Origin of the sequence: Enterococcus termitis (assembly GCF_001730305.1) — a bacterium.
Classification (GTDB): domain Bacteria; phylum Bacillota; class Bacilli; order Lactobacillales; family Enterococcaceae; genus Enterococcus_L; species Enterococcus_L termitis.
Genome location: NZ_MIJY01000007.1, coordinates 1 through 23,291, shown reverse-complemented (window position 1 = coordinate 23,291; position 23,291 = coordinate 1). Strand labels below are relative to the sequence as shown.

21 protein-coding genes are annotated in these 23,291 nt (G+C 34.9%); 15 read left to right on the top strand and 6 right to left on the bottom strand.

The genetic code is table 11. The annotated features are described in order from the left end of the window. The first annotated feature begins 3 nt into the window (after positions 1-3). From BCR25_RS05925 to BCR25_RS20795, 9 genes are read left to right on the top strand one after another with little or no spacing between them, the layout of a single operon-like run. Positions 4-366 carry a hypothetical protein gene (locus BCR25_RS05925; protein ID WP_069662698.1) on the top strand — a complete coding sequence of 121 codons (363 nt, stop codon included), beginning with the start codon at positions 4-6 and terminating at the stop codon, positions 364-366. 38 nt (positions 367-404) lie between these two features. After that, positions 405-848: a hypothetical protein gene (locus BCR25_RS20305; protein WP_069662697.1), complete on the top strand. Its 444-nt coding sequence runs from the start codon at positions 405-407 to the stop codon at positions 846-848. Next, on the top strand, positions 823-1,110 hold the full coding sequence (locus tag BCR25_RS05915; protein ID WP_069662696.1) for an HK97 gp10 family phage protein: 288 nt from the start codon (positions 823-825) through the stop codon (positions 1,108-1,110). The genes BCR25_RS20305 and BCR25_RS05915 overlap by 26 nt, the downstream gene beginning before the upstream one ends. Positions 1,111-1,122: 12 nt before the next feature. Next, positions 1,123-4,347, top strand: a complete 3,225-nt coding sequence (locus BCR25_RS05910; RefSeq protein ID WP_069662695.1) for a phage tail tape measure protein — start codon at positions 1,123-1,125, stop codon at positions 4,345-4,347. 5 nt (positions 4,348-4,352) lie between these two features. Then, positions 4,353-6,578 carry a hypothetical protein gene (locus BCR25_RS05905; protein ID WP_069662694.1) on the top strand — a complete coding sequence of 742 codons (2,226 nt, stop codon included), beginning with the start codon at positions 4,353-4,355 and terminating at the stop codon, positions 6,576-6,578. After that, a complete protein-coding gene (locus BCR25_RS05900; RefSeq protein WP_069662693.1) occupies positions 6,575-7,669 on the top strand; it encodes a hypothetical protein in 1,095 nt (364 codons plus the stop codon). The genes BCR25_RS05905 and BCR25_RS05900 overlap by 4 nt, the downstream gene beginning before the upstream one ends. Next, positions 7,662-7,955, top strand: a complete 294-nt coding sequence (locus tag BCR25_RS05895; protein ID WP_069662692.1) for a matrixin family metalloprotease — start codon at positions 7,662-7,664, stop codon at positions 7,953-7,955. The genes BCR25_RS05900 and BCR25_RS05895 overlap by 8 nt, the downstream gene beginning before the upstream one ends. Beyond that, positions 7,952-8,314, top strand: coding sequence for a hypothetical protein (locus BCR25_RS05890; RefSeq protein ID WP_069662691.1), 363 nt, complete (start codon positions 7,952-7,954; stop codon positions 8,312-8,314). The genes BCR25_RS05895 and BCR25_RS05890 overlap by 4 nt, the downstream gene beginning before the upstream one ends. A 2-nt stretch (positions 8,315-8,316) precedes the next feature. Next, on the top strand, positions 8,317-9,099 hold the full coding sequence (locus BCR25_RS20795) for a peptidoglycan recognition protein family protein (protein WP_083242596.1): 783 nt from the start codon (positions 8,317-8,319) through the stop codon (positions 9,097-9,099). 913 nt (positions 9,100-10,012) lie between these two features. Here BCR25_RS20795 and BCR25_RS05880 read toward each other — a convergent pair. Both BCR25_RS05880 and BCR25_RS05875 read right to left on the bottom strand, forming a co-directional pair. Beyond that, positions 10,013-10,510 carry a hypothetical protein gene (locus BCR25_RS05880; protein WP_069662690.1) on the bottom strand — a complete coding sequence of 166 codons (498 nt, stop codon included), beginning with the start codon at positions 10,508-10,510 and terminating at the stop codon, positions 10,013-10,015. Further along, the gene (locus tag BCR25_RS05875) at positions 10,497-11,945 is read right to left on the bottom strand and encodes a helix-turn-helix domain-containing protein (RefSeq protein ID WP_069662689.1); all 1,449 of its coding nucleotides are present in this window, start codon (positions 11,943-11,945) and stop codon (positions 10,497-10,499) included. Before BCR25_RS05875 ends, BCR25_RS05880 begins: the two co-directional genes overlap by 14 nt. A 432-nt stretch (positions 11,946-12,377) precedes the next feature. Between BCR25_RS05875 and BCR25_RS05870 the strand changes: the two genes are divergently transcribed. From BCR25_RS05870 to BCR25_RS05845, 6 genes are all read left to right on the top strand, one after another. After that, positions 12,378-15,206, top strand: coding sequence for a WxL domain-containing protein (locus tag BCR25_RS05870; RefSeq protein ID WP_169818989.1), 2,829 nt, complete (start codon positions 12,378-12,380; stop codon positions 15,204-15,206). A 128-nt stretch (positions 15,207-15,334) separates the two neighbouring features. Beyond that, a complete protein-coding gene (locus BCR25_RS05865; protein ID WP_069662687.1) occupies positions 15,335-15,742 on the top strand; it encodes an LPXTG cell wall anchor domain-containing protein in 408 nt (135 codons plus the stop codon). Then, the gene (locus BCR25_RS05860; RefSeq protein WP_069662686.1) at positions 15,742-16,551 is read left to right on the top strand and encodes a WxL domain-containing protein; all 810 of its coding nucleotides are present in this window, start codon (positions 15,742-15,744) and stop codon (positions 16,549-16,551) included. Before BCR25_RS05865 ends, BCR25_RS05860 begins: the two co-directional genes overlap by 1 nt. A 39-nt stretch (positions 16,552-16,590) precedes the next feature. Further along, the gene (locus tag BCR25_RS05855; protein WP_069662685.1) at positions 16,591-17,373 is read left to right on the top strand and encodes a WxL domain-containing protein; all 783 of its coding nucleotides are present in this window, start codon (positions 16,591-16,593) and stop codon (positions 17,371-17,373) included. 273 nt (positions 17,374-17,646) lie between these two features. Next, the gene (locus tag BCR25_RS05850) at positions 17,647-18,711 is read left to right on the top strand and encodes a WxLIP family cell surface protein (protein WP_069662684.1); all 1,065 of its coding nucleotides are present in this window, start codon (positions 17,647-17,649) and stop codon (positions 18,709-18,711) included. Between the two features lie 216 nt (positions 18,712-18,927). After that, a complete protein-coding gene (locus BCR25_RS05845; RefSeq protein ID WP_069662683.1) occupies positions 18,928-19,635 on the top strand; it encodes a response regulator transcription factor in 708 nt (235 codons plus the stop codon). Positions 19,636-20,218: 583 nt separating this feature from the next. Here the strand turns inward: BCR25_RS05845 and BCR25_RS05840 are convergent. The 4 genes from BCR25_RS05840 to BCR25_RS05825 all read right to left on the bottom strand — a co-directional run bounded on the left by BCR25_RS05840 (position 20,219) and on the right by BCR25_RS05825 (position 22,895). Continuing rightward, positions 20,219-20,476 carry a YiaA/YiaB family inner membrane protein gene (locus BCR25_RS05840; RefSeq protein WP_069662759.1) on the bottom strand — a complete coding sequence of 86 codons (258 nt, stop codon included), beginning with the start codon at positions 20,474-20,476 and terminating at the stop codon, positions 20,219-20,221. 222 nt (positions 20,477-20,698) lie between these two features. Next, the gene (gene mnmM / locus BCR25_RS05835; protein ID WP_069662682.1) at positions 20,699-21,262 is read right to left on the bottom strand and encodes a tRNA 5-(aminomethyl)-2-thiouridylate-methyltransferase MnmM; all 564 of its coding nucleotides are present in this window, start codon (positions 21,260-21,262) and stop codon (positions 20,699-20,701) included. Then, positions 21,262-22,230, bottom strand: a complete 969-nt coding sequence (gene mnmL / locus BCR25_RS05830; RefSeq protein WP_069662681.1) for a tRNA modification radical SAM protein MnmL/YtqA — start codon at positions 22,228-22,230, stop codon at positions 21,262-21,264. Before mnmL ends, mnmM begins: the two co-directional genes overlap by 1 nt. Before the next feature lie 14 nt (positions 22,231-22,244). After that, a complete protein-coding gene (locus BCR25_RS05825; RefSeq protein WP_069662680.1) occupies positions 22,245-22,895 on the bottom strand; it encodes a phosphatase PAP2 family protein in 651 nt (216 codons plus the stop codon). Positions 22,896-23,291: the final 396 nt, after the last annotated feature.

Here is a 23,291-nt window from a genome sequence, read left to right as displayed (position 1 = left end):
ATTATGGCATTTACAAAAGAGATTAAAGGTAAAACAGTTATTTTTGCAAAAAGCGCCAATTTTTTTAAGGTATTAGGCGAGATCACTAAGCTTGAGTCTAAGCAAGAAACAGAAAAAGGTATGATCACCCTTATTTTACCAGGTGGAGAATATGCGGTCGAAAGTTTTAAAGAGCTTTTAAACTCAGGAGAAGCAGAACGTGAAGTACTTGAAAGTCAGTTGAATAAAGTCGGGTATGCTTTACAAAGTAAATTATCACTTGCAGAGTTTAGCGAGTACGTAGCAGGGTTGGATAATTCTGATCTGGTAGAATTTGCTAAAAAAGTAAAAGAGGAAATCGAAGTAAAAAAGATGCTTCAGTTCTAGAAAAAACAGAACAGGCACAAGTATTTATAAATTCTCTTGTGCCTGTTTTTCTAGGTGATTGCATCCTTGACGATGAGGATGAGGTAGCGGAATATATAAGTTTTTTAACTGGCTATGCATATGAGGATATTATAAAAGCAGATGATACTTTTATCAAACGTCTTAATGCGCGTATGCTTGCTATAAAATTTGATAGAGCTTCCGATATAGCTACTAGAGCATTATTAACGTCTATAGCAGATAAAAAAAGAGCAGGGAAGAACTCTAAACCGTTTACTATCGAAGAACTTTTAGGGTTTCAGGGTATTGATCGTAAAAATTTCCGTGATACCTTGAAAGTATATAACGACTTAATAGAGGATGCTAGAGAAAAAGAACAGAAAGCGCAGCATGAACAAGCAAAAGCCAAAAAAGCGAAAGCTGAAACAAGTATTGCTAAAAAGGTGGCGAAGTGGCGTGGATTGGGTAACCGCACTAAATAATAAAAAAAAGAAAATGCTGGATCAGATAGACGCTAGCCTACAAGTACAAGTAAATAATGCGGTACAGCTTAGCCCTATAGATACCGGAAAGTTAAAAAAATCATGGAAATTAGAACGTAATAGTGAATCGAGTTGGACAGTAAAAAATACGTCTGATCATGCTATTTTCCAAGAGTACGGCACTTATAAGCAATCTGGGCGCGAAATGTTCGGGGCGAGAACTGGACGTTGGAAAAAAGAAGTAGTCAGACGTATAAAGTAAAGAGGTGAAAATATGGCTGATAATGGAACGTTAGAGTTAAAAATAAATGCAGATGCCTCGCCGCTTGATAAAATAGAACAAAAAATGGCAAATACTGCTGCTAAGGCATCTAAAGGGATTTCTCTAAATATTGCTACAAGTGCCGCTTCTGCTGGTATTGATAAAATAGATAGAGCCTTGACAAGTATAGCAACTAAAGCGGCATCAATAACACTCAAAGGAATAGCTGCCGGTGCTACTGGAATTGTTACAGGCTTAGGGGCTTCTGTAAAAGCCGCCGGAGAGCTAGAGCAACAAGTGGGAGGTAGTGAAGCAGTTTTCGGAGATTACGCTGAAACTATCCAGAAGCAAAGTAAAACAGCATATAAAAGCATGGGTAAGGATCAGGCAGGATATATGCAAACTATAAACAAAATGGGTGCACTGATGCAGGGGTCGGGTGTTGATCAAGCAAAAAGTATGGAACTAAGCTCTGATGCTATGCAAAGGGCGGCTGATGTTGCTTCCATTATGGGCGTTGATATTGATTTTGCCATGGAATCTATAGCAGGTGCTGCCAAAGGTAACTTTACTATGATGGATAATTTAGGCGTGGCCATGAGTGATACTAGTTTAAACGCTTACGCCCTAGAAAAAGGATTAGGAAAGACTACACAGCAGATGACACAAGCTGAAAAAGTCACGCTTGCGATGGAAATGTTTATGGAAAAATCCGCCTATGCTGCCGGTAACTACGCAAAAGAAAATGACACGCTAGCAGGTAGTTTCCAGACTGCTAAAGCGGCATTTAAAAATTTTTTAGCTACCGGTGAGGGAGCAGATGAAGCGCTTGAAGCAGCTATGCATGCTGGTGGAATTGCGGCAAAAATGGCTAAAGAATTAGCGCCTAAGCTTGCGGCTGGGATAAAAAAAGCATTTGAAAAATTAAAACCTATGATCCCAGGTTTACTGGCTGATCTATTTAGCGGGGTTGCCGGTACTTTAGATAGTATTTTCGGAACGTCTATTTTTACCGATTTAACGAAAGGCTTAACTGATTTCTTAAAAGGAGCAAGCTTTGACGATCTATTAAATGGATTTAGAAAACTAGCAAAATCTTTAGCAATTGCTTTTATAGGTTTTAAAGCTTTATCGATAGGCAAAAAAGTTTTCGGCGGTCTTAATAGTATGATGAAAATTTTTAATAAATCTTCTAAAGGTGGATCAAGTGCAAATCCTATGCAGTCTATCGCTGATGGTTTCTCATCATTGCAAAAATCTGCTGGAATTGCATTGGTAATTGCTTCTATCGCTCTACTAGCTTTTGCTTTAAAAGGGATAGCTGAGCTAGGAACAACGGCAGTTGTACCGTTACTCACTTTCGCCGCTGTAATTGCTATTTTAGTAGGAACGTTTGCCCTGTTCGGTAAGGCTTTAACAACGAATATGACAGGTATTGCAGTTTTTGCCATAGCTGTTTCTTTACTGGCGTTTGCTATGGCACCTATAGCGCAATCCGGAACTGAGGGAGCAATCGCTATGGCAGTATTTGGCGCTGTGATTGCAATATTAGTAGCAGTGTTCGCACTATTCGGGCCGCTACTTAATGCGGCGATACCAGGCATGCTAGCCTTTGGCGTAACAATGTTACTAATTGGTGTCGCAGCTGCTTTAGCTACACCTATGATTGAAGCCTTACCTCCTGTTATTGACTCATTAAGTCAAGCCTTTAATAGTGCAGTAGAAGCTATATCACAGGCTATAGATTTGATACTTACAAGTGTCGGTAATTTAGTAGAAAAAATAGCTGATGGTGTTTCCAAGATTGTTGAAACAGTGGGTACAACATTAGTGAATGTTATGAAACAGGCGAGCGACTCTATCACCGATGTAGTAGATAGCATTTCAGGCGGGGTACAAGGGATTTTAGAAAAAATCGCCGATATCTTTGAAGCTATGGGAAACGCAGCGCTAAATGCTGGCAAAGGCGTAAAAGAAATGGCGAAAGGTATTAAAATCCTTGTTGGTTTAAACCTTGTAGACCTTTCAGGGACATTACTAGCTGTTTCCAGTGGGCTTGCTGCAATAGCTTTATCATCATTAGGACTTCAAACAGTCGGCAAATCAATGAAGTTATTAGTAGATGGGTTATTAAAAATAGTTGATAACGGCATGAAGTTAGCGGTTATTATACCAATGATCATGCAAAGTCTTATGCAATTAGGAGCGGTTATACCGACCTTAATACCACACCTAATGCTATTACAAACAACGATGACTACAGTAATGCCTACTTTCCAAACGTTCGCAACTACTGCATTAACGGCAATGGCAACCCTTATGGGGATAGCAGTATTTACCACGTTCGCATCGTCTGCCTTTATGGCTTTAGATAATGCGGTGATGATGTCTATCCGTTATTTTGAAATGTTTAAAGGATCAGTAAATAGAGCTACTAATGAATTACTTGCTATGTCTTCAAGCCTTATCGTTACCGCTAGAAATGCCTTTGAGTTAGCTGTACAGCTTACAGATGTAACGCTTGCGATGGCAGTAATGGAGCAGCAAACAAATAGCTTAATAAAAACACTAAATGTACTAAGAACTACTGTAATAAGATTAAGATCTGCATTTGTAGCAGCAATGAATGCGATGAAATCGGCGGCGCTTAGCATGATGAATAGTGTAATATCTGCATTTTCTCGCATGGCATCGGCTGCAGTATCTATTGTAAATAATATGGTGGCTCGTGTCGCTTCTGCTATGGCTGGCATGGCTAGCGCTGTAAATCGTGCAATGCAACAGTCAATAAATGTTATCAATTCCTATCAGGCTGCTTTCCAAAATTCTGGGCAGTTATTAGGCGTTGCAATTGCTAACGGTATTAGGTCTCAAACTTCTACGATCATGAGTGTTATAGACGATATAGCAAGACAAGCGAACTCTAAAATAAATGCAACTGTAAACGGAGCTAAGGGAGCAAGTAAAGGGAATAAGTTAGTATATGGTGCATACGCTGAAAACTATATGACATACGCAGGTGTCGATAATAATTTATCAAATAATACTGCAGGAATAACGAGCATGAACGCAGTACAAAGTAGAGTAGATACTAGTAGTAGTGTAAATGTAGAGGTTTCCGGATTTATGGAAACAACAAATCAACCTATTACGGTAATGCTTGATAGTAATGTACTTGCTAGAGGCATATTTAAACCTTTAGTCAAATTATTTGATAAAGCTAAGTATAGGAGGTAATTGACATGTTTGGCTATCATAATCCAACGCAAGTAGAACCTAAAATAGATCATCGTTTCAAGTCAATGTATACTGGTCTTAGTTTTATCGAAAATGATATGATTTTTCTAAAACAAGGGGCAGAAGTTGCCCCTGAAAAATTAGATATATCAGGGCTTGGGACAGGTATAACAACAAATAAATGGTTAGCATCAAAAGGGAATTACGCAGACTTTGAAAGCTTTGAACACTCATTCAATCGGTGGATCAATAATTTAGGCACTGGGTGGTTTGCGCACAACTCAACCGAGAATTTTAGTATTAATGATGATTTTAGGCGAGTTTTAACTTTCGCTGGAGTTGATGAGAAACTTTCTAGGCATAATGAGATATCAGAAACGGGTGGAGCCTACAGCAGTCTCGCTCGTGATGGAGATAGTAGTAGAGAAATCACCTATAGTTATAAGCTCGATACACATGTGTTAGTAGAATACATGAATCATGATTATCATAACCCTGAGCATATCCCCGAAAATATCATAGAAGACGTTGAATATATTGATGATAGTATTAACATGCTAAACGTGACTAAATTTATCAGGTGGCAGTTAAACCGATATTTTGAAGTCATGAAGCAAGACGTATGGAATAAGTATGCAGGATCTAGAATAGATTTCATAAGTACAGAATTTAATGATGTGATGCAAACTAATAGGAATTACGGAATCATGTTCTTTTTTGAACATGGTAAAAATGAGAAATATATAATTGATAATTTCCCACCAACAACTTATCAAGAAAAATATAATGATAGTTCTACGTCAACTTATTCAAAATCTGATGATAGCTCATTAGATGTGCAAAAAGCAGGCGTATACGATGTATTTGAATGGGATTCAGAAGCGGTATTTGATCGTATTAGAGGTGCGCAAAGCAACCCGCCTGATGTATTTGATGATACTAATAGTATTGACCCGTTAGGCGCTGAAAATACGTCTCTATGGTATGCGCCGTTTGATATTGCGGAAATATCATTTACAAATTATGGCGGTGATGAGTTTGTCGATATTACGGTTAAAATTCCCGAGGGTATAGCTTATAATAATGAAGCTAAAATTATCAATATAGCAACTAAAGGAGCTACTGATACATTAGGCGGTCTTAGATATAACTTTAATGAAACCACGATCGACTTTAAAACACATCAAATTGATGGTTTATATCATTTAGGGGTACCTAAAGATCATATAGCTAATTTATACATTAGACCTGGTGGTAAATTTGAGGAAACCCCAGACGGTAAAACATTAACGATCATTGGATCTGATACCTGGTTTGATAAGAATAAATTTATCAATGGTCAAAAGCAGGACACGTCAAGTTTGGGTAAAAATGATGTACCATTTCTAATCGGTACTGATCTAATGTATCAATATAAAGCCATTTGTAACCTAGACAATACAAGGGAATATATAACACCTAGCCTTTTTCATAAAAAAATACGAAGCGCAGGCATAGGATCATTGAATCGTATAAAATACCGCGGAACAGGTATAGGTTTTACTCTTAGAAAAGATACAACTACGCTAGGCACAACGGTTGATAGAATTATTCAACCGCCACCGATCAACTTACCATTGAAATGGTTTGAAATACACGGTGGTTATGACAATACAGGTCCATATAGTAACGTTATTTTAGGCGGTGCACCAGGTGGCACGGGATACGGAGGTATAAACTTAACGACTGCACACAACAGCGGTGTAGGGTATGGTTGTGGTTTTCAAGTTGATAATAATAAATTAACTATTCGTTTAAATCTATTGGGTTGGGCTGTAAATGATCAAGGTCAGTACGTCCCTAACTTACCTTATGTTCATTATTCAGGTACGTACCGATATAAAGTGAAATTGGAATGGCATAGAACAAATGGTTCTTATACAACGTGGTTTGACCAAAACTTGTTTAACCATGATACATCTCATGATTGGGATCTAGCCTATAAAGGGACATGGTTAAGAACGGCGCTAAATAGCCAAATGCTACTGAGTAATATAACTGTTCCTGATGATGCAGATAAAATCCGAGTAACAATTTACGGTGAAGATGCAACACAAGTTTCTAGTGCAGAGTATGATGTGACAGGCTACAGACCTCCTACAGTGATTACTGAGAAGGTGCCTTTATCTATTGATATGACTGAGTATGATATCAATGTAGGCATAGTTTTACGAGAGGTGAGACACTTATGATATTTATGAACAGGTATGATAAGTTTGAGCCTCTACATGCTATTGACGAGACAGCTCTTGATGTTTTCGAGCTGTCTGTCGACGGCTGGGGAAGTGAAATCCATATTACTACACGGGAATTTATAGGAAAATATCGGTATATTTCCGTAAATAGTCGGTTATACTCAATCATTAGCTATACAAATGATGTGACCGGCACAGATATAACCGCTAGAGATGTACTAGCTAAAGTTTCCGAGGATATAGAGCTGACACCAGGAACGTACACCCTGCAAGATTTGATAAAAAAAGTAAATAGATCGGTGCAGGTTGTTACTAATGGTAATACGCTGCCTACAATCGTTGTAGAAGAGAATGACAATTTGACATGTAAGGACGCTATAGATAGCGTTTTAGCTGGTGTAAATGTTTTAGCTATGATTAATACTCTATTTAATTTAGAGGGCTACAATAGCGGATTAGACCTATATTACACGCGTGTTGAGGTTTATGGAATGACCTGGGGATCTTATGACCTAGCGGACAAAGTTATCGCAATGCAAGACTATATGCATAAGTCAGATACTAACCCTCAATACGATACAAGCCGTGAGTTATTACAGATTATCGGAAATATCAACTCTAAATCAAAATTAAAATCGTGGAAAAGCAGAATGACTACAGCTGACTATAATAAGCTTGTCGCTTTTATAGATGGTGCTGATAATACAATCACAGATACTCAAGCTAGTACAATTTTAATGAAAGCGATGGAGTTTAAACGTGGAGTATTTGAGATCACTAGGGGAAGCTCTATCATCATAAACAAGCAGGGGATTAATGATGGCGTCAGATACAAGCTTGATGAGGTTGATTTTTCTGACTACAACGCAACAAGAACGCGCATTATTAATAATGTGTTAAGTCAGTACAACGGTTATACTGCGGCAAATATTTATATTAAACCTGAGGTAAGAGCTCAATTTATCATGGGTGTAAATAATATTGAGTTATATATACCCTACAGCTATACGATTGACTGCAAAAAATTTGTTATAAATGATGCCGATTTTGTATTAATGAATACATTGGAGGAGTTTATCGATGTATAAAGAAGAGAAAAAAAAGGCGCTTGCGTACTGGTCTGTACGAGGGTTTGACGTCTCAGGATTGCATATTAATGTCAAAGAGAAATCTAATCAGTGGAGCGTCCCAGTAATAGGGTACCAGAAAGGACGTATAATCGTTGTATACGCAGACAAAGCAAAAGAATATAATTTAGACTTATCTGTTGTCATAGCGCATGAAATCGGTCATTATTTGGGTTTTAGGCACTATGACAGAGGGCACGAGATAATGAAAGGCACTGCGAAAGAATTAGGAGGAAAAAAACTATGATTGAAGAAATTAAAAAATTTGACGGAATGGTTACAAGTAAAAATAAATTCGATATTAGTATCGACACTGAAAGTACTACACCACATTGGTTTTATCAGACTAGGCATAAAATTCACATTTATGCTAAAGCACTTGAGAAATCTGAAAAGACACAACTATTAGCGCTTGACTGGTTGAAAAAACACGCTGTAGGAACTGAAAAAGATGAAGAAGATCCATCAGTAGAAGAAGTGTCTACCAATGATCTTGATAATATGGGGTATCAAGAACTTTTGAAACTGGCAAAAGAGAAAGAATTTAAATTTGATAAAAACCCCAAAAAAAATGTATTGATCGAAGTACTTAAAGAGGTAATTTGATTATGGAGATAAAAAAACAAATACGATCTACTCCACAAGTAGGAGTTAAGCCCTACAGTCAAATACATGCGCACAGTACTGGAAATCCAAATTCTACAGCGCAAAATGAGGCGGACTATATGATCCGCAAGGACTTAAACAGCGGTTTCTATACTCACGTTGTCGGTAATGGCCAAGTGATCCAAACGGCGGAAACTAACCGCGGCGCATACGATGTTGGTGGGAGCTGGAACTACGAAACATATGCTGCAGTTGAATTAATCGAAAGTCATACAACAAGAAAAGAATTTGATCGAGATTATCGCTTATATGTAGATTTGCTACGCCAGTTAGCAAAAGAAGCAGGTATACCATTAACTTTAGATACAAAGGATTTAGCAGGTATCAAAACACATATGTTTTGTACCTATAATCAACCAAACAATGGTAGTGATCACATTGACCCATATCCATATCTAAATAAATGGGGTATCACTGTAGATCAATTTTCTAAAGATCTAGCTAATGGATTTAGCAATAAAGAGGATAGTAGCGATAGTGTAGATAAAAATACAAAAGTAAAGGATGATGCAAATATGTATATTTTAGATAAAGTATTTCCAAATGGAAAAGTAGAATCGTGGTTTATCGATGGAGAAAAACGTTCTTTATTAACTAAACAAGATGTTTTAGATGTAGAATATTTGCTTAAAGAAAAAGGTGTTAGTAAGAAGCATATCCGATTCAGCAGTGATAACCGCACGTTAAAAGCTATCGAGAGAAAGAAAGAAGAATATAAGTATTAAAAAAATCAACAACGATTGTATTTAAAAGGGGCGGAAAAGGGGCAAAAAAAGAATTGTTATAGAAATATGAGTGTATTACAATTGATATATAATATCTTTTAAAATAGCTCTATATAAGTCTTTTATAACTATTTTGTTATTCTTTTATATATCAAAATAATCATAATTTAGAACCAATTTGTTTTTGATTAAAAAATAAAGTTCGAAATCACTGCGTGGACAGTGTCTAATTACAATAAATAAGAATAAGTTTTTATACTATAAACACTTAAAAAGTGTAGATTCCTGAAATTTAGAAAGGAGTCTATACTTTTTTGTTAGCTTAAAAAAGTGACATAGTTGGCAATCTGTTTTCAAGAGAACTCAATTAGGGATTCTTCAATAAAAATAGCTGTAGAATAAATAATATTTTAAACAATCAGTTGTTATATGTAATCTATTAAGCATTCTTTTTGAATTAAAATAAACTAACTTAGAAAGATATATCAAAAGAGGAAATGTTGTTATAGAATTGTACCTTTTATAGCTTAAATGATAACATTTGAAGAATGATTTATTTCACTTAAACGTTATTTAAAACATATAGTAGATGCAAGCAATTAAAATCGGTAGTTGTTAGGGGAATTGAAATGAGTAGATCAAAAATAAGTGTATAGAACGAGTTCGAGATAATAGATATTCATGAATAAGCACTAGAAAACTAAAGATGCTATTGGTTAGATAGAATCATTGAAAATAAATTAAAGTTTTCTACTTATTCTACATGTAATCGAAAAATCAAGACATATAGTAGTCCGTATTTTGGTAAACAAAAGTATATGAATTAACAAATCGATGGCTAAAAATCATGAAGAAATGTTCAACTTTCAATAGTTTATTTTTAGAGGTAGGGTTTGAATTAAATATATTATTTCTATATTTTACATTTTTTTCCATATAAAAGTATCCCTGAAACTTTAAATAATGTTTGACCAACTTGGGTAGAATTATCTGTGAAATTCGATGAACCGCTACCTGTGTTCGATTGACTTTCTAATACTATACCTTCGTTACTTATGGGGTAAGCAGAAAGCTTATGAATATTTTTTAATTTTGAGGGCTTCTTTTTTTTCTTATGAGTTACTTTAGTATCAGTTTCTTTTTCTATTTGTTCAGTAGAGTCAGTATAAGTAGAATCTGTATATGATTCTTCCTTTGATTTTTGTTCTTTTTCAGGTCTTGAAAAAGAGTCAGGCGGTGCTGATGTGGGGTGAACATCCACAGCAGGATTTAGTGGATCTACAGGAGATACTCGGGTACTATCAGTTGATGCGACGGTGTCTGTAGGAGTACAGATAAGTATACTAGTTAATAATGCACTATGTATAATAGATGATTTTAGGAGTTTCTTTTTTTTATTAAATTTTTTCATGAACCATCGTTTTCCTTTCTTTTATTTGGACTACCCGATTCCCAAAATGTTCCCAATCAGAAGCAAGAGGCGGTTTTTTCCAAATAATATAATCGCAAGGTAAATTTTTTAATTTGATATCTGATAAATATAAGTTTGTCTTTTCAGACAGTGTATTTTCAATAATAATATTAAGAAATTTAAATGATTGAATATTTTCTATGATGAATTCGTTATAGGCTTTTCCATATAAAAAATCAACACAGACATAAACTGGTGTACTAAAAATTATAACAGGAACATGTTGAATCAGCAAAAATAAGTAGTCATGTTGGAGCGTACCAGTTTGAAGAGTAAATAATTTTTTCTTTTTAATAAAAGAATCAATAAACAGGTAGAAATCAGGATAATTTTCTTTAAAAAAAACAAAATCAGATTCAAATGAATAAGAGTCTTTTATATGAGTGAAGCGAAGGAACTTATAATGAATTTGCAATAAATTTCTTCTTAAACGATGATAGTAAGATTCATTTTCTGAAATATTAAAATGATGTTTCAATGCCTTTAAAAAAGTTGTAGTTAAACGAAATGCTTCAGGACAATTTAGTTTGATATGTTTATTGGCTAATTTCTTATCATAGGACGACATTAATTGCTCTGCAATCAAAAAAGAGTAGATAAAGGCAACTTCTTGAGCTATTTCATCTGGGCTTAAAGTTGTATGAAGTGCGAACCACTCTTTGATAGATATTACTCTTGAGGAAGGAACTTTTTCAAGAGTTTTTTTTACAGAAATAGTGTTTCCACTGTAGATTCTTTGGAAGATAATAGCTAGAAAGAATTTTAACTTAATTTTTTGTGAATAAGAGGAGTTCACCAAATATAAATCATCTATTTTTTTTAATAAAACTTCACTCAAATCTGCAATCTCTTTTGAAAATGGAAACTCCAAACTATTAAAGGAAAAAAAATAAACATCAAAAAGAAAAATCCGAATCGCTTCTTCTTCTCCAACAAATTCTAAATTATCATCGATATAAATATTATCCAATTCTAGTAATTTATCCAAATCTGATTTTAAGAGATATGTAGCGGAAAGGCTTAAGTAGTATGTGGAAGAAAATTCTTCAAATGAAAATTCTTCATCTTTAAAAATAGCATCTAAAAGCAAAAATAATTTTGAGTCTTTAAGATAGTACCATTGTAAAGTTTGCACTGAATCTTGTCCTGATGAGAAAAAATAGACATTTTTATTTTCAATGATAAGTTTAAGCTCAGTTATTTTGAAAAAAGTAAGGTCTTCTATCAGTTGAGCTACTTCTTTTTTAACTAAGTATGTAGATAATGATAAATCACTGGACAATTGTTTAAATGAAGTAGTTTGCATAGGTTGGATTTCAAGATAGTTTAAAATAGCAAGCCTATATTGATATTCTTTATTTAATAATTTATTCACAAGAACCTCTCCCAAAAAAGTTTATTTATCAAAAAAAGATAAACTGTCAAATTTAAAAATATATTATAAAGCCCAAATAGATTTAAAACAATAAATATTTTTAAATAAAATTGGAATATATAAAAAATGCCAGAATAAATGCCGTTTCTCTGCGTTCCAATTTTTTTAAAAAAAAACAAAAAAAATTGAAATGACAAAAAAGGAGGCAGATAATATAATAATTTGTGTCTTAAGGACGAGGTGCACTAAGTCCTGTAGATCAAGGAAAATAGAGTGTTAGCTAGAGAGGAGAGTCTAATGAGCGTAAAGCAGAGAAAGAAAAAATATGTCAATAATTATATATTTATTTTTACGTCTTTTCTTTTTATTTGTATAGGAAGTATAACAATGCTTTTTTCTAACAAGATTTCTGCACAAGAGAGATCAGTACAATTGAGCACAGCTAAAAGTACAGTTCAAATCGATAATATTACGGAGTTCTCCATTGGATTAAACAGTATGGAAGAAAGTATTATCACTGTACACTATCCAAAGAGTTTTCAATTAGAAGAAGAAAAATTTAGACAAGAAAATAGTGATAAAGTTCAAAATATTGAAGTTGATTCTAAAAAACAGCAGCTTTCATTTATGCTAAAGAACAAAGAAGTAAAAGAAATTTTATTTTCTGGACGCTTTTTAGAAAAAGGGGAACAGCAAATAGCTGTTCAGCTTGGTAAAGAAAAAGAACAGCTGATAATCAGCGTTGAAGAATCGGATGAAAAAAGTTCTTCGGACAAAACAGACAGTTCTACCTTAGAACAAACAATTTCAACACAGGAGAAAGCTTTAGAGTCATCATCTGATCAGCCGTTAGTAGAGAAGCAGCCAAAGGTGGACACATTACCAAGCTTCGATTGGAATTTGTTGAATAAAGACGGTTTAGATTTGTCATCATTTGAAAAAGTTTCTGTGAACACACCTGTTAAGTTGACTGGTGGAGTATTTGACAAGCAGCAACGAGAATATTATATGTTTTTTGGACATATAGGTAGATTAAATACTTATACTTATGCTACTGATAGGTTTGAAAAGCAAGGTAACATGCATGCGACTTTAGGAGAAAAAGCATCATTACCACTTCTAGCACCAATGATGATAGGGGTAAAAAAACAAACAGCAGAATCAGGAAAAATCGCAGGGGTTTTTGGTTATGACTATAACTTCGGAGAGACGACATGGGGTTCAAATGGAGCTAACTTTGATATTGGAGAAATAAGCTCAGAGTCTAAATCGATAATGAAATCTGGAGTGGCTAGTGATGGTCCTGAAACTAAAACATGGATAATTTCCCAATATGTGAAGGAAAATGAAATTGTTTCATATGGTTATTTTGCTCAAAAGGATCTAAATGGTGGAACTGTTTCATATTTACCTGTGAGAGTACATGGATATATTGTTAGCCAGAAGAATGGAAGAATCCGTTACGATGTCAGTTATTACAATGATAGCCAAGAAGAAAAAGACTATGCAATGACCTATGGAGCACATATGGATGTTGGTGGAGCACATGAAAATTCAAAGCTATTTTCTTATGGTGAATCGGGTCTATATTTTCATGAACCTGACAAAACACCAGTTGATAAAATACCTGCCCGCATTTATTTTTATACTAATAATGGGTACGGAAATAAGTTAGGCCCTACCGATTATAAGACAGGAGATTTAGGGAATAATCCCATTGGTACCTACAAAATTTCATATTGGTCTACTATTACAATGCACAATTGGCTTAACCCTTTGGCCGGTTATACTGATCCCTATGAACCATGGGATGGGATTGAACCAGTAGACTATCAATTTCCATTGACACATCCAATTTTTGCATTACGTTGGGACAAGCTAAACGTAAAACCCAAAGAGGTTGGTACTGGTTCTCTAGATCTATCAATCGAAGAACCAGCCCCAGTTTTACCAGTCGCACAAAAAACGTATAAGAATGAGACCTCATCAAGTAAAGAAAATCATGTTGGAGATACGTTATCCTTTAGCATAGTAGCTAATAATCGAGGAGATATGGATGTTTGGGAACAGGTTAAATTAACCGATGAATTGCCTAAAGAATTAGAGTTAGACACATCTTCTTTAACGTTAGTAGATGCGAGTGGAAAAGAGTCACCGCTTGATCCCTCAATCTATGATAAAGATAAGCATGAATTTAACGCTGGATTATATGATATCTCGCCCAAAGAGCAAATTGAAATCAAATATAAAGCTAAAATTATTTCCGGTATGATGGATCAAACCATAATCAATAAATTTACAGCTGCTAATACTAAACTTGAGACGGCGGAAGCCGAAGTGGAAATTCCTATTAGTGAAAAATTAGACTATAAATTAAAAGAAGAGGTCTTTCATGAAGACGGTTCTGTTGCAGATAAAGGTATTCAAGGAGAAACGTTAACCTATAAAACAACGATTTTAAACCCTCATAGTTCAGGCAAGTTGAATTATAAAAGTTTGCAAGGCTTCATACCTTTTGATGCTAACTTGGAAAATGTACAAGACGCTACATTGAAAGATGAGTCTGGAAAAACGATTGGAACAGCAGTTCTAAATGACAAAGCGAATACTATCTTTTATTTTGACGCTTTTGATAAGGATGAGTTAGTGCCTATCAATCAAAACTTGTATGTAGAGTATAAAGCTACTGTTAAACAAGACACACCTGACGGAACCCTGATTAAAGCAACTGCAAATTTTTGGGCTGAATTTACGAATGGTAGCTCATTAGATCAGGACAAAAGACCAACATCTAATGAAGTACAAACAGAAATCATGAAAAAAAGAGGAGATTTAGTTTTTGTTTCGGCACCTAAAATGCTTGATTTTGGCGATAACTTAAAAATTCTTCCTAAAAATCAAACCTATCCAATTGCTTCGAAAGATGATGCTTTAGTTGTAGAAGATCATCGCGGTACTGGAGAACATTGGTCAATGACAGCTACTTTATTAAAAGAATTAAGCAGCAAATCTGGGCATAAACTAGCAAACAGTCTGCACTATAAAGATCAAAAACAAGAGTATATTTTTACAGTTGGTAATGCTATTCCTATTATTGAAAAAGAAACCCTCAATGAACAAGGCGTAGATATTTCTGCCGAATGGTCAGGTACAAAAAACGGTCCATTTTTAGATGTAAAAGCTGGTCAACCGCGTGCTGAAAAATATTCTGGCTCCATAAAATGGACATTACAAGATGTTCCAGCTAATAACCAGGAATAGGAGAAAAGTTAAATGAAAAAAAGACACATTTTTTTTGTTTTGTCGTCATTATGTGGTTTCTTCTTTCTAATGGTTGGAGGTCATCACAAAATGTCTCAGCTAGTAACCAAGGATAGGGGAAAAATTAAATGAAAAAAAGACACGTTTTTGTTGCGTTGTTGTCATTATGTGGTTTCTTCTTTTTAACGGTTGGAGGCTATCAAGTACAGGCAGTAGAGCATAAAGAATATGAATCACGTACGGGTGTCGGATTTTATGGTTCTTATGAATATCCTGATGAGGAAGGATCACAAAATGATGATTCTTCTTCTGAAGAGCCAACAGAAATGCCTTCACCAGATAAACCAATAGATAAAGAGCAAATCCAAAATGAAATTGAAACAAATCAACTGGTGAGTAAGCCTACAGGAAGAACGCTTCCTCATACAGGAGAAATAAGTAATAGGTTTATTGGATTGATTGGTGTATTGATTGTAGTGGCAATTATATTGATCGTCCTTATAAATAGAAAAAAGAGTAAAGAGGAGAACGCGTAATGAAATTAGTTAATTTAAAATCAGCAGCAGTATTGATGATATTATCATCAATGACAGTATCAGGAATGAAAGCATTCGCAGCGGACAACTATGAAAGAAATTATCAAAGTGGAGGTGTCGTGGAATTTGTTCCTGATACAGATCCAACAGACCCAACAGATCCAAATGATCCAGATCCAGACAATCCAGTTGAACCTTGGGATCCGACAACACCTGATCACAAACCAAACCCAGGAACAGATGGTCCATTAAGTATTGATTTTGCTTCAAGTATTGACTTTGGCAAAAATAAAATTACGAATAAAGATGAATTATACTATGCAGAACCACAATATCTATGGAATGAAGACCATTCCGATTTTGAACCATCTTCTGCAAAACCTAACTATGTACAAATATCTGATAAACGCGGAACAAATGGTGGTTGGACACTAACTGTTAAACAAGATACTCAATTTAAAAATGATCAAACTTTAAATAAAGAGTTAACAGGTTCGCAAATCAAGTTTACACAAGGGGTAGCTGCTTCAAATAGTACAAATGTAACAGAGCCGAAAACGGTAGATATGACGTTGGTTCCAGGAACTGCAACAAAAGTGATGACAGCAGATAAAAATGCTGGAGCAGGTACTTGGGTAGATCGTTTTGGAACACTTGAAGATGTTGAAATCAATGGTGAAACGGTGAAAAAAAATAAAGCTATCACGTTATCTGTACCAGGAACAACACCAAAGGATGCAGTAAAATATGAAACAAAATTAATCTGGTCATTGACAGACGTACCAGGTAATACAACAGAAGCAGAATAATTCATTAAAAATAGTGAAACACAGAGGAGAATAACAAACATGAAATCAATCAAATTAGCAGCAACAGCAGGAGCTTTATTATTTAGTACAGTATTGTTCGGAACACAGGCATCAGCAGCACCAGGTGTATTACCAGCAAACCGCGATACAGATGCACAAGTAAAATTTATCGAAGATGATTCACCTACAGATCCAACAGACCCAACGGATCCAGATCCAGAAAAACCAGAAAAACCAGTTGATCCATTAGATCCTGACAAACCAGTAGAGCCAGGTACAAATGGTCCATTGAGTTTAGATTTTGCGTCAACTTTAGATTTTGGAACACAATTGATATCTAATAAAAATCAAACGTATTTTGCTAAACCTCAATACTTGAGAGACAAAGATGGAAATGTTGATGAAGCTAACCCAGTACCAAACTATGCTCAAGTAACAGATAAACGTGGTGGAGAAAAAGGCTGGGCTCTTAGTGTAAAACAAAATGGTCAATTCAAGTCATTAAAAAATCAAAAAGAATTAACAGGTGCGCAAATTACTTTCATGAATGCGGAATCAGCTACAGTATCATCTTCAAAAGCACCTAGTACCGTGAAAGACACATTTAGCTTAGGTACAGATGGTCTGGGTGTTGCTGAAAATGTAATGGCTGCATCAACTGGAGAAGGTTTTGGTACTTGGGTTTATCGTTTTGGTAATGAAGAAACAATGAAGGAAAGTATTAAATTAGACGTTCCAGGCTCTACAGTAAAAGAAGCAGACACTTACAAAACAACGCTGACGTGGACATTAACTGATATTCCAGAAAATACAGAGGAATAAACATAAGAGCAATGCATTGAATATGAGAGATTGAGATTAGATAAAAGTGTATAAGTTCAAATACTAAGCAGTTCAAATCAATTAAGATTTTTGGTGAGAAAATTTATTATTATTGATGTTCTCACCAGAAATCATCTGCTTAAATCATTCAATTAAGCGTAGCAAAAAATGCTTACCTTATTTAAAACAGAATTTAAAACAGAGAAGAACGTTACTTTTATTTTGCTCGCTCTTTATTCAATATACATATGAGGATATGGGAGGAAATTAATAATGATTAAGCTAAAAAAACGATGGCTGGTTTCTTTAATACTATGTATTGGTTTTATAGTTGGATTTATGCCTAAAGTAGATGCTTCTGAATTGAAGTTTAGTGTTGAGCCAGTACTTCCTGAAAATCAAAAAAGTGAAGGACATACTTATTTTGATTTGAATATGACACCAAATCAAAAGCAAGTGCTGAAAGTCCATATGCGAAATGATACAGATAAAGAAGTCGTGGTAAAACCATCCATTCATGCGGCGACAACAAATATCAATGGTGTTGTAGAGTATGGAGAGTCGAATACCAAAGTTGATAAGACGATCAAATATAGTCTTGAAAATATCGTAAAACCGACAGTTGATGAAGTTAAAATTCCTGCAAAAGGAGCAAAAGATTTAGAATTGAATGTTCAAATGCCAGAAGAAAAATTTGAAGGAGTTTTAGCTGGTGGAATTACTTTAGAAGAAAAAGAAGAGACAAAAAAAGATGAAAAAAATAAAGCTCAAGGTCTTGCTATTGAAAATAAATATGCCTATGTTGTAGCTGTAGTTTTACACGAATCTGAGGAAAAAGTCGCTTCTGAGTTAAAACTTACTAACGTAGAGCCCGGGCAAGTAAATGCTAGAAATGTAATCAATGCAACCATTCAAAATACGCAACCTAAGTACATGAATCAACTAACTATTGATACCAAAATTACTAAAAATGGGCAAAAAGAAGTACTATATTCTTCTAAAAAAGAAAGCATGCAGATGGCGCCTAACAGTTCATTTGCTTATCCGGTTTCCTTAAACGGAAAGGAATTGAAACCAGGGAAATATACATTAGATATGGTCGCACATTCTATGAAACAAGATTGGCACTTTACAAAAGAGTTTGAAATCAAAGCAGATGTAGCGAAGAAATTAAATAAAACAGACGTAAGTATTGAGAAAAGCAACACATGGATGTATCTATTAATCGGTAGTCTATTTATGCTAATCATTATTCTTGTGTTTATACTATTATATAGGAAGAAAAAAGAAAAAAATAGGAACGCTAAAAAAAGAAAAAAGCAAAGTAAAAAACGTTAATTCTCTATTTAGCAAATAAAATTTGCAAAGCTGTTTCACCTGTTTGCTTTAATACTTACAGGAGAAATCAGGCGTTGTTTTGCGATATAAGCTGATCTATGCGGTAAGAAATCTTGATAGGAAGTGTCATTCCTATTTTAATTTTTTTAATGATAACATACTAGAGCAATAGACAAGCAATTAAGATACCAAAATAAACATAAGGTGTGAACAAGAATGGGTAAGATTGGCTTAATCTATTTGGAATTCGAGAAGAAAGAAGTAAAGACAGATTTTTTAGAAAAATATTCAAATATTGTGTTATTAAGAGATAAGGAAGAACTGTTTGAAGAGTTGTATCAGTTAGAAGGAGTTATCGTTGTCGATGAAGAAAAGAATAAGCTAGGAGAGGTTTGTGAAATAATCATGACGATCAAGAAACAATCAACATGTTTTAGTTGGGTTGTTTCATCAATCGAAAAAGATATGGATAGGCTGGTTTACTTACAATTAGGTGCTGATTTCGTTATTAATAAAAATTCTAGTCAAATGGAAAAAGAGTTAATCATCAAAAATTCATTGAGAAGAAATCATATTTTTACGAAAAACCAGCAGGAGCTTCAGTTTAATGGGCAACCATCAGAAATAACAAAAACAAATTTTCACTTAGTTCCAGAAAATCTTAGCGTGAAGGTTAACGGAAAAATAGAAATTTCTTTAACCAGGTTAGAATTTCAATTACTAGAGATGTTATCTCAAAATCCTCGAATGACTTTTAGCTACGAAGAGCTTCAGAAACACATCTATGGAGACATTTCTGAAGACCGGCAGTATCGTATAACTAATCTAATGTATCATCTAAGAAGAAAAATAGATGAAGCAGATGATAGTAACAAAAATTATATTAAGACAGTTCGTTCAAGAGGCTATATGTTAAATATATAATTGAACATATAGTCAGACTAATAAAAAATTAGTTTAGTCTCTAGTGTTTTGATGTGTTTGCGGGTAAGCTTAAGTAATTCTGAACCGATATGTTCTGATGTTGATGAGAAATCATCGGCATCTTTTTTAATGCAAAATAATAGAACAGACACTCCGATATCATTTAGAATTAAATGGATAAAAACTAATAAATAGAGTCAAAATAAACTTAAAAATATACTAGAATGTATAAATGATCATCGTAAAGTATTGAAGAGAAATGTCTACAAAAGTCTGAACTTTTACTCTTTCAACTTGAGTATTTTTCTATGTTTTAGTGTGATTCCTTTTTAATAAAAAAACTAGAGGAAATTTCCTCTAGAAGTCAGACTAATCAATTTAATTCTTTGGCTTTTTTTACCAACAGTAGTTGACAAAGAGCCTGTTTTCTTTCATTACCAATCTATTCAAGCCGCGTAAGCTTTAGAACAATGAAATACTCTAGCATTGAACATCTTGGATTTTCTGAAACTTAGTTAAATCGTTTATCATAATAATTGATTGTTTACATCACTAATCGCAGCAATAGTTTTATTTGATGAAATCAGATATCTTCTACATCATCTTGCACTCTAAACATTTTGTTGTATCGTTCTTCATCCTCTTGGTTATCTCTGATCACTTTAGATAGAGTAAAGGACGAAGAGATCAGACCTACAGATCCCATTAAGTAATATCCTTTTACCATCAATGGCTCTTTTAGCGTATACAACCCAATTAAGATAAGAACCACAAAGAATAAAAATGATCCCCATGCTAACATAACAAAAGCCGGAGTATTACGATAGGCTTTCTTTTTTATATTATTATTCAACTAACCACTCCTTTTTTAATTAGATAACAATTGTACCAAATAAAAAGAGGATAGGAAAGACAATTTTGACAAACTGCTAAAGGTATATTGAAAAAGGCGTTAGTGAGCAAGTTTACTTTTTAGGAACACTTGATAGAGCTGGTTAGATAAGCAATGAAAAAGTGACATTCATTAAATAGTTTTCACGTTGAGAGTCTGGAATAGAGAGCACTATTTTTTTTCAATACAAAATAAAATCGGCGGATTATTTCGTTGGTTGATAAATTGATAAGTCAGCACACTATAAGACTCCTGCGGCAATGCTTGGCAATAGTCCTGGACAAAAGCCAATTCGGCTTCCCCACCTGTATGTCCATAGTAAACAACTAGAATGATCCTTCCTTTATTTTTTAATCTAAGAAGTAACGCCTCCAGCGCTTGTTTTGTGGTGTTAGGTGTGGTGATGATTTGTTTATCACTTTTTGGCAGATAGCCTAGATTAAAAATGGCTGCCGCAACGGTTGTTTCTTTAGTAAGGGTAGTTTCGATCGTCTCATGACCTTGATGGAATAATTGAACATGGTCGCTCAAACCCGCTTCCGTCAATTTCTTAGTCGTGTTTGTTAATGCTTGTTCTTGGACATCAAAAGCGTAAACGATTCCGTTCGGACCAACTAACTCAGCCAAAAATACTGTATCATTTCCATTGCCCATCGTAGCATCGACAACAGTATCACCTTCTGCAATACTCTCTTTCAACAATGTATGACTAAAATGTAATGCTGTCTGGAGCATCAAATAAGCACCTCTTTTTCTTTACGAGCATCGTGAATTCCCTGGTAGCTGTTTCGACGCTTCATTTCATCATCGATCGCATTCAAGACCTCCCATTTTTTCAAACTCCACATTGGCCCCACCAAAGAATCAGTAGGCGCATCACCTGTTAAACGGTGGATCACAATGTCTGATGGAATCATCTCCAATTGATCGCAAATCACAGAAACATAGTCATCTTTGGTCATCAATTGAAGCCGGCCTTCGTGATAATCTCGTAGCATACGTGTATTTGTCATCAAGTGAAGCAAATGAAGTTTGATTCCTTGAATATCGGAATCAACGATCGTACGGCGCACATTTTCCCGCATCATGTCTGTTGTTTCTCCTGGCAAGCCATTGATCAAATGAGTGCAGACACGAATGTTATGCTTTCGTAATTTTGCCACACCCTCCAAATAGGTTTGATAATCATGCGCTCGATTGATCGTAGTGCTGGTGGTTTCATAGGTAGTCTGTAATCCTAGTTCTACCCATAAATAATAACGTTGATTCAACTCCGCTAAATACGCCACAACATCATCAGGAAGACAATCTGGACGTGTACCGATTGAAATACCAACAACGCCTTTTTCATTGACTACTTGTTCAAAACGGTGACGAATCACATCAACAGGGGCATGGGTATTCGTAAAGTTTTGAAAATAAACGATATATTGCGCTACTTGAGGCCATTTTTTGTGCATCAGTTGAATTTCTTTTTGAAATTGGATCGGTAAAGGATCTTGTGGTGCGACAATCATGTCACCAGAGCCAGACACACTACAAAATGTACAACCACCTTTAGCAACCGTACCATCACGATTAGGACAATCAAAACCGCCATCTAAAGGAACCTTGAAAATTTTTCCGCCAAACTGCTGCCGAAGCGCATAATTCCAAGTATGATAGCGTTTATTTGGATCTTCTGTATATAAAAAATCAGACATATCTATTCTTCTTTCTATTGCTGTTTATTTTTAAAACGCCAAACAAATCGTTTTTCTAGGTAAATTGGGTAACCCATCAATAACCAAGCTAATCCAAAGCAAAAACCACCTAAAACATCACTTGGGAAATGCACACCTACATAAATTCGGCTGATACCGATCAATAAGATACCGCAACCAAGTAAAATTTGTAAGAATAAGCAAAGATTTTTTTGTTTGATGAATTGGGGCAGCAGCAAGATAATCGTGCCATAAAGCAAGACACTACCTGTTGAATGACCGCTAGGGAAGCTGTAACTATGCTCAACGACTAAATGATCTAAGGTTGGACGCGGACGCATAAAAACCAGTTTGATCAGTGGATTGAGGATACCAGCAATACCTGCTGTATTGATCAATAACCACAATGTTTCAGCGTAATACTTTCCTTTAAATAAAATAAAAGCGATCGCTATCGCCAAAATTCCGATAGTCAATGGATCAGCGAATTTCGTATACCAAATAAAAAACTGATTCAAAGAGGGATAAGGGGCACGTACAAATGCTGTGATTGTTTGGTCAAATCCACCCAGCCACTCTGGATAAAAACGGACAACATAACCTAAAAACATAAAGACAACCAAAAAGCAGCTGCCCGCAAACTGATAGTATAATTTGTTTTTCATAAAAAATCCTTTCTGATTTACGTAATGCTTATTATAACATCAAATAATGAAGAACACAGCTTAGAACCAAAAAATGAAGAGAAGAGAGAGCAAGACTAAAACGTTTAGATCCGAGAAACAGCAAAAAAGAATTTGGGACATAACTCTATGAGTTACAATCTAGTCATTTGACATCCGAATAAACGGTGGAAGCAGAAACAACCCCTTCGGAAATAAGCTGAAATTCACAAAAATTTGAAGAACAATTTTCGTGAATTCCAGCTTATTTCTCGGGGTTAAACGTTTCTGAGGTGACCCCAAAAAGTTGTACATGAAAAATACAACTTTGGGAGGTCATTTTTTTGAACTTTTATGAAGCAGATTTTAAATTGAACATAGTAAAGGAATACCTTGAAG

Bases quoted from the DNA above. Each gene is read 5' to 3' on its own strand.
- BCR25_RS05865 (WP_069662687.1), top strand. From the start codon at position 15,335: ATGAAAAAAAGACACGTTTTTGTTGCGTTGTTGTCATTATGTGGTTTC.
- BCR25_RS05880 (WP_069662690.1), bottom strand. From the start codon at position 10,510: ATGAAAAAATTTAATAAAAAAAAGAAACTCCTAAAATCATCTATTATA.
- BCR25_RS05895 (WP_069662692.1), top strand. From the start codon at position 7,662: ATGTATAAAGAAGAGAAAAAAAAGGCGCTTGCGTACTGGTCTGTACGA.
- BCR25_RS05850 (WP_069662684.1), top strand. From the start codon at position 17,647: ATGATTAAGCTAAAAAAACGATGGCTGGTTTCTTTAATACTATGTATT.
- BCR25_RS05860 (WP_069662686.1), top strand. From the start codon at position 15,742: ATGAAATTAGTTAATTTAAAATCAGCAGCAGTATTGATGATATTATCA.
- BCR25_RS05905 (WP_069662694.1), top strand. From the start codon at position 4,353: ATGTTTGGCTATCATAATCCAACGCAAGTAGAACCTAAAATAGATCAT.
- BCR25_RS05910 (WP_069662695.1), top strand. From the start codon at position 1,123: ATGGCTGATAATGGAACGTTAGAGTTAAAAATAAATGCAGATGCCTCG.
- BCR25_RS20795 (WP_083242596.1), top strand. From the start codon at position 8,317: ATGGAGATAAAAAAACAAATACGATCTACTCCACAAGTAGGAGTTAAG.
- BCR25_RS05825 (WP_069662680.1), bottom strand. From the start codon at position 22,895: ATGAAAAACAAATTATACTATCAGTTTGCGGGCAGCTGCTTTTTGGTT.
- BCR25_RS05845 (WP_069662683.1), top strand. From the start codon at position 18,928: ATGGGTAAGATTGGCTTAATCTATTTGGAATTCGAGAAGAAAGAAGTA.
- BCR25_RS05890 (WP_069662691.1), top strand. From the start codon at position 7,952: ATGATTGAAGAAATTAAAAAATTTGACGGAATGGTTACAAGTAAAAAT.
- mnmL (WP_069662681.1), bottom strand. From the start codon at position 22,230: ATGTCTGATTTTTTATATACAGAAGATCCAAATAAACGCTATCATACT.
- BCR25_RS05900 (WP_069662693.1), top strand. From the start codon at position 6,575: ATGATATTTATGAACAGGTATGATAAGTTTGAGCCTCTACATGCTATT.
- mnmM (WP_069662682.1), bottom strand. From the start codon at position 21,262: ATGCTCCAGACAGCATTACATTTTAGTCATACATTGTTGAAAGAGAGT.
- BCR25_RS05855 (WP_069662685.1), top strand. From the start codon at position 16,591: ATGAAATCAATCAAATTAGCAGCAACAGCAGGAGCTTTATTATTTAGT.
- BCR25_RS05925 (WP_069662698.1), top strand. From the start codon at position 4: ATGGCATTTACAAAAGAGATTAAAGGTAAAACAGTTATTTTTGCAAAA.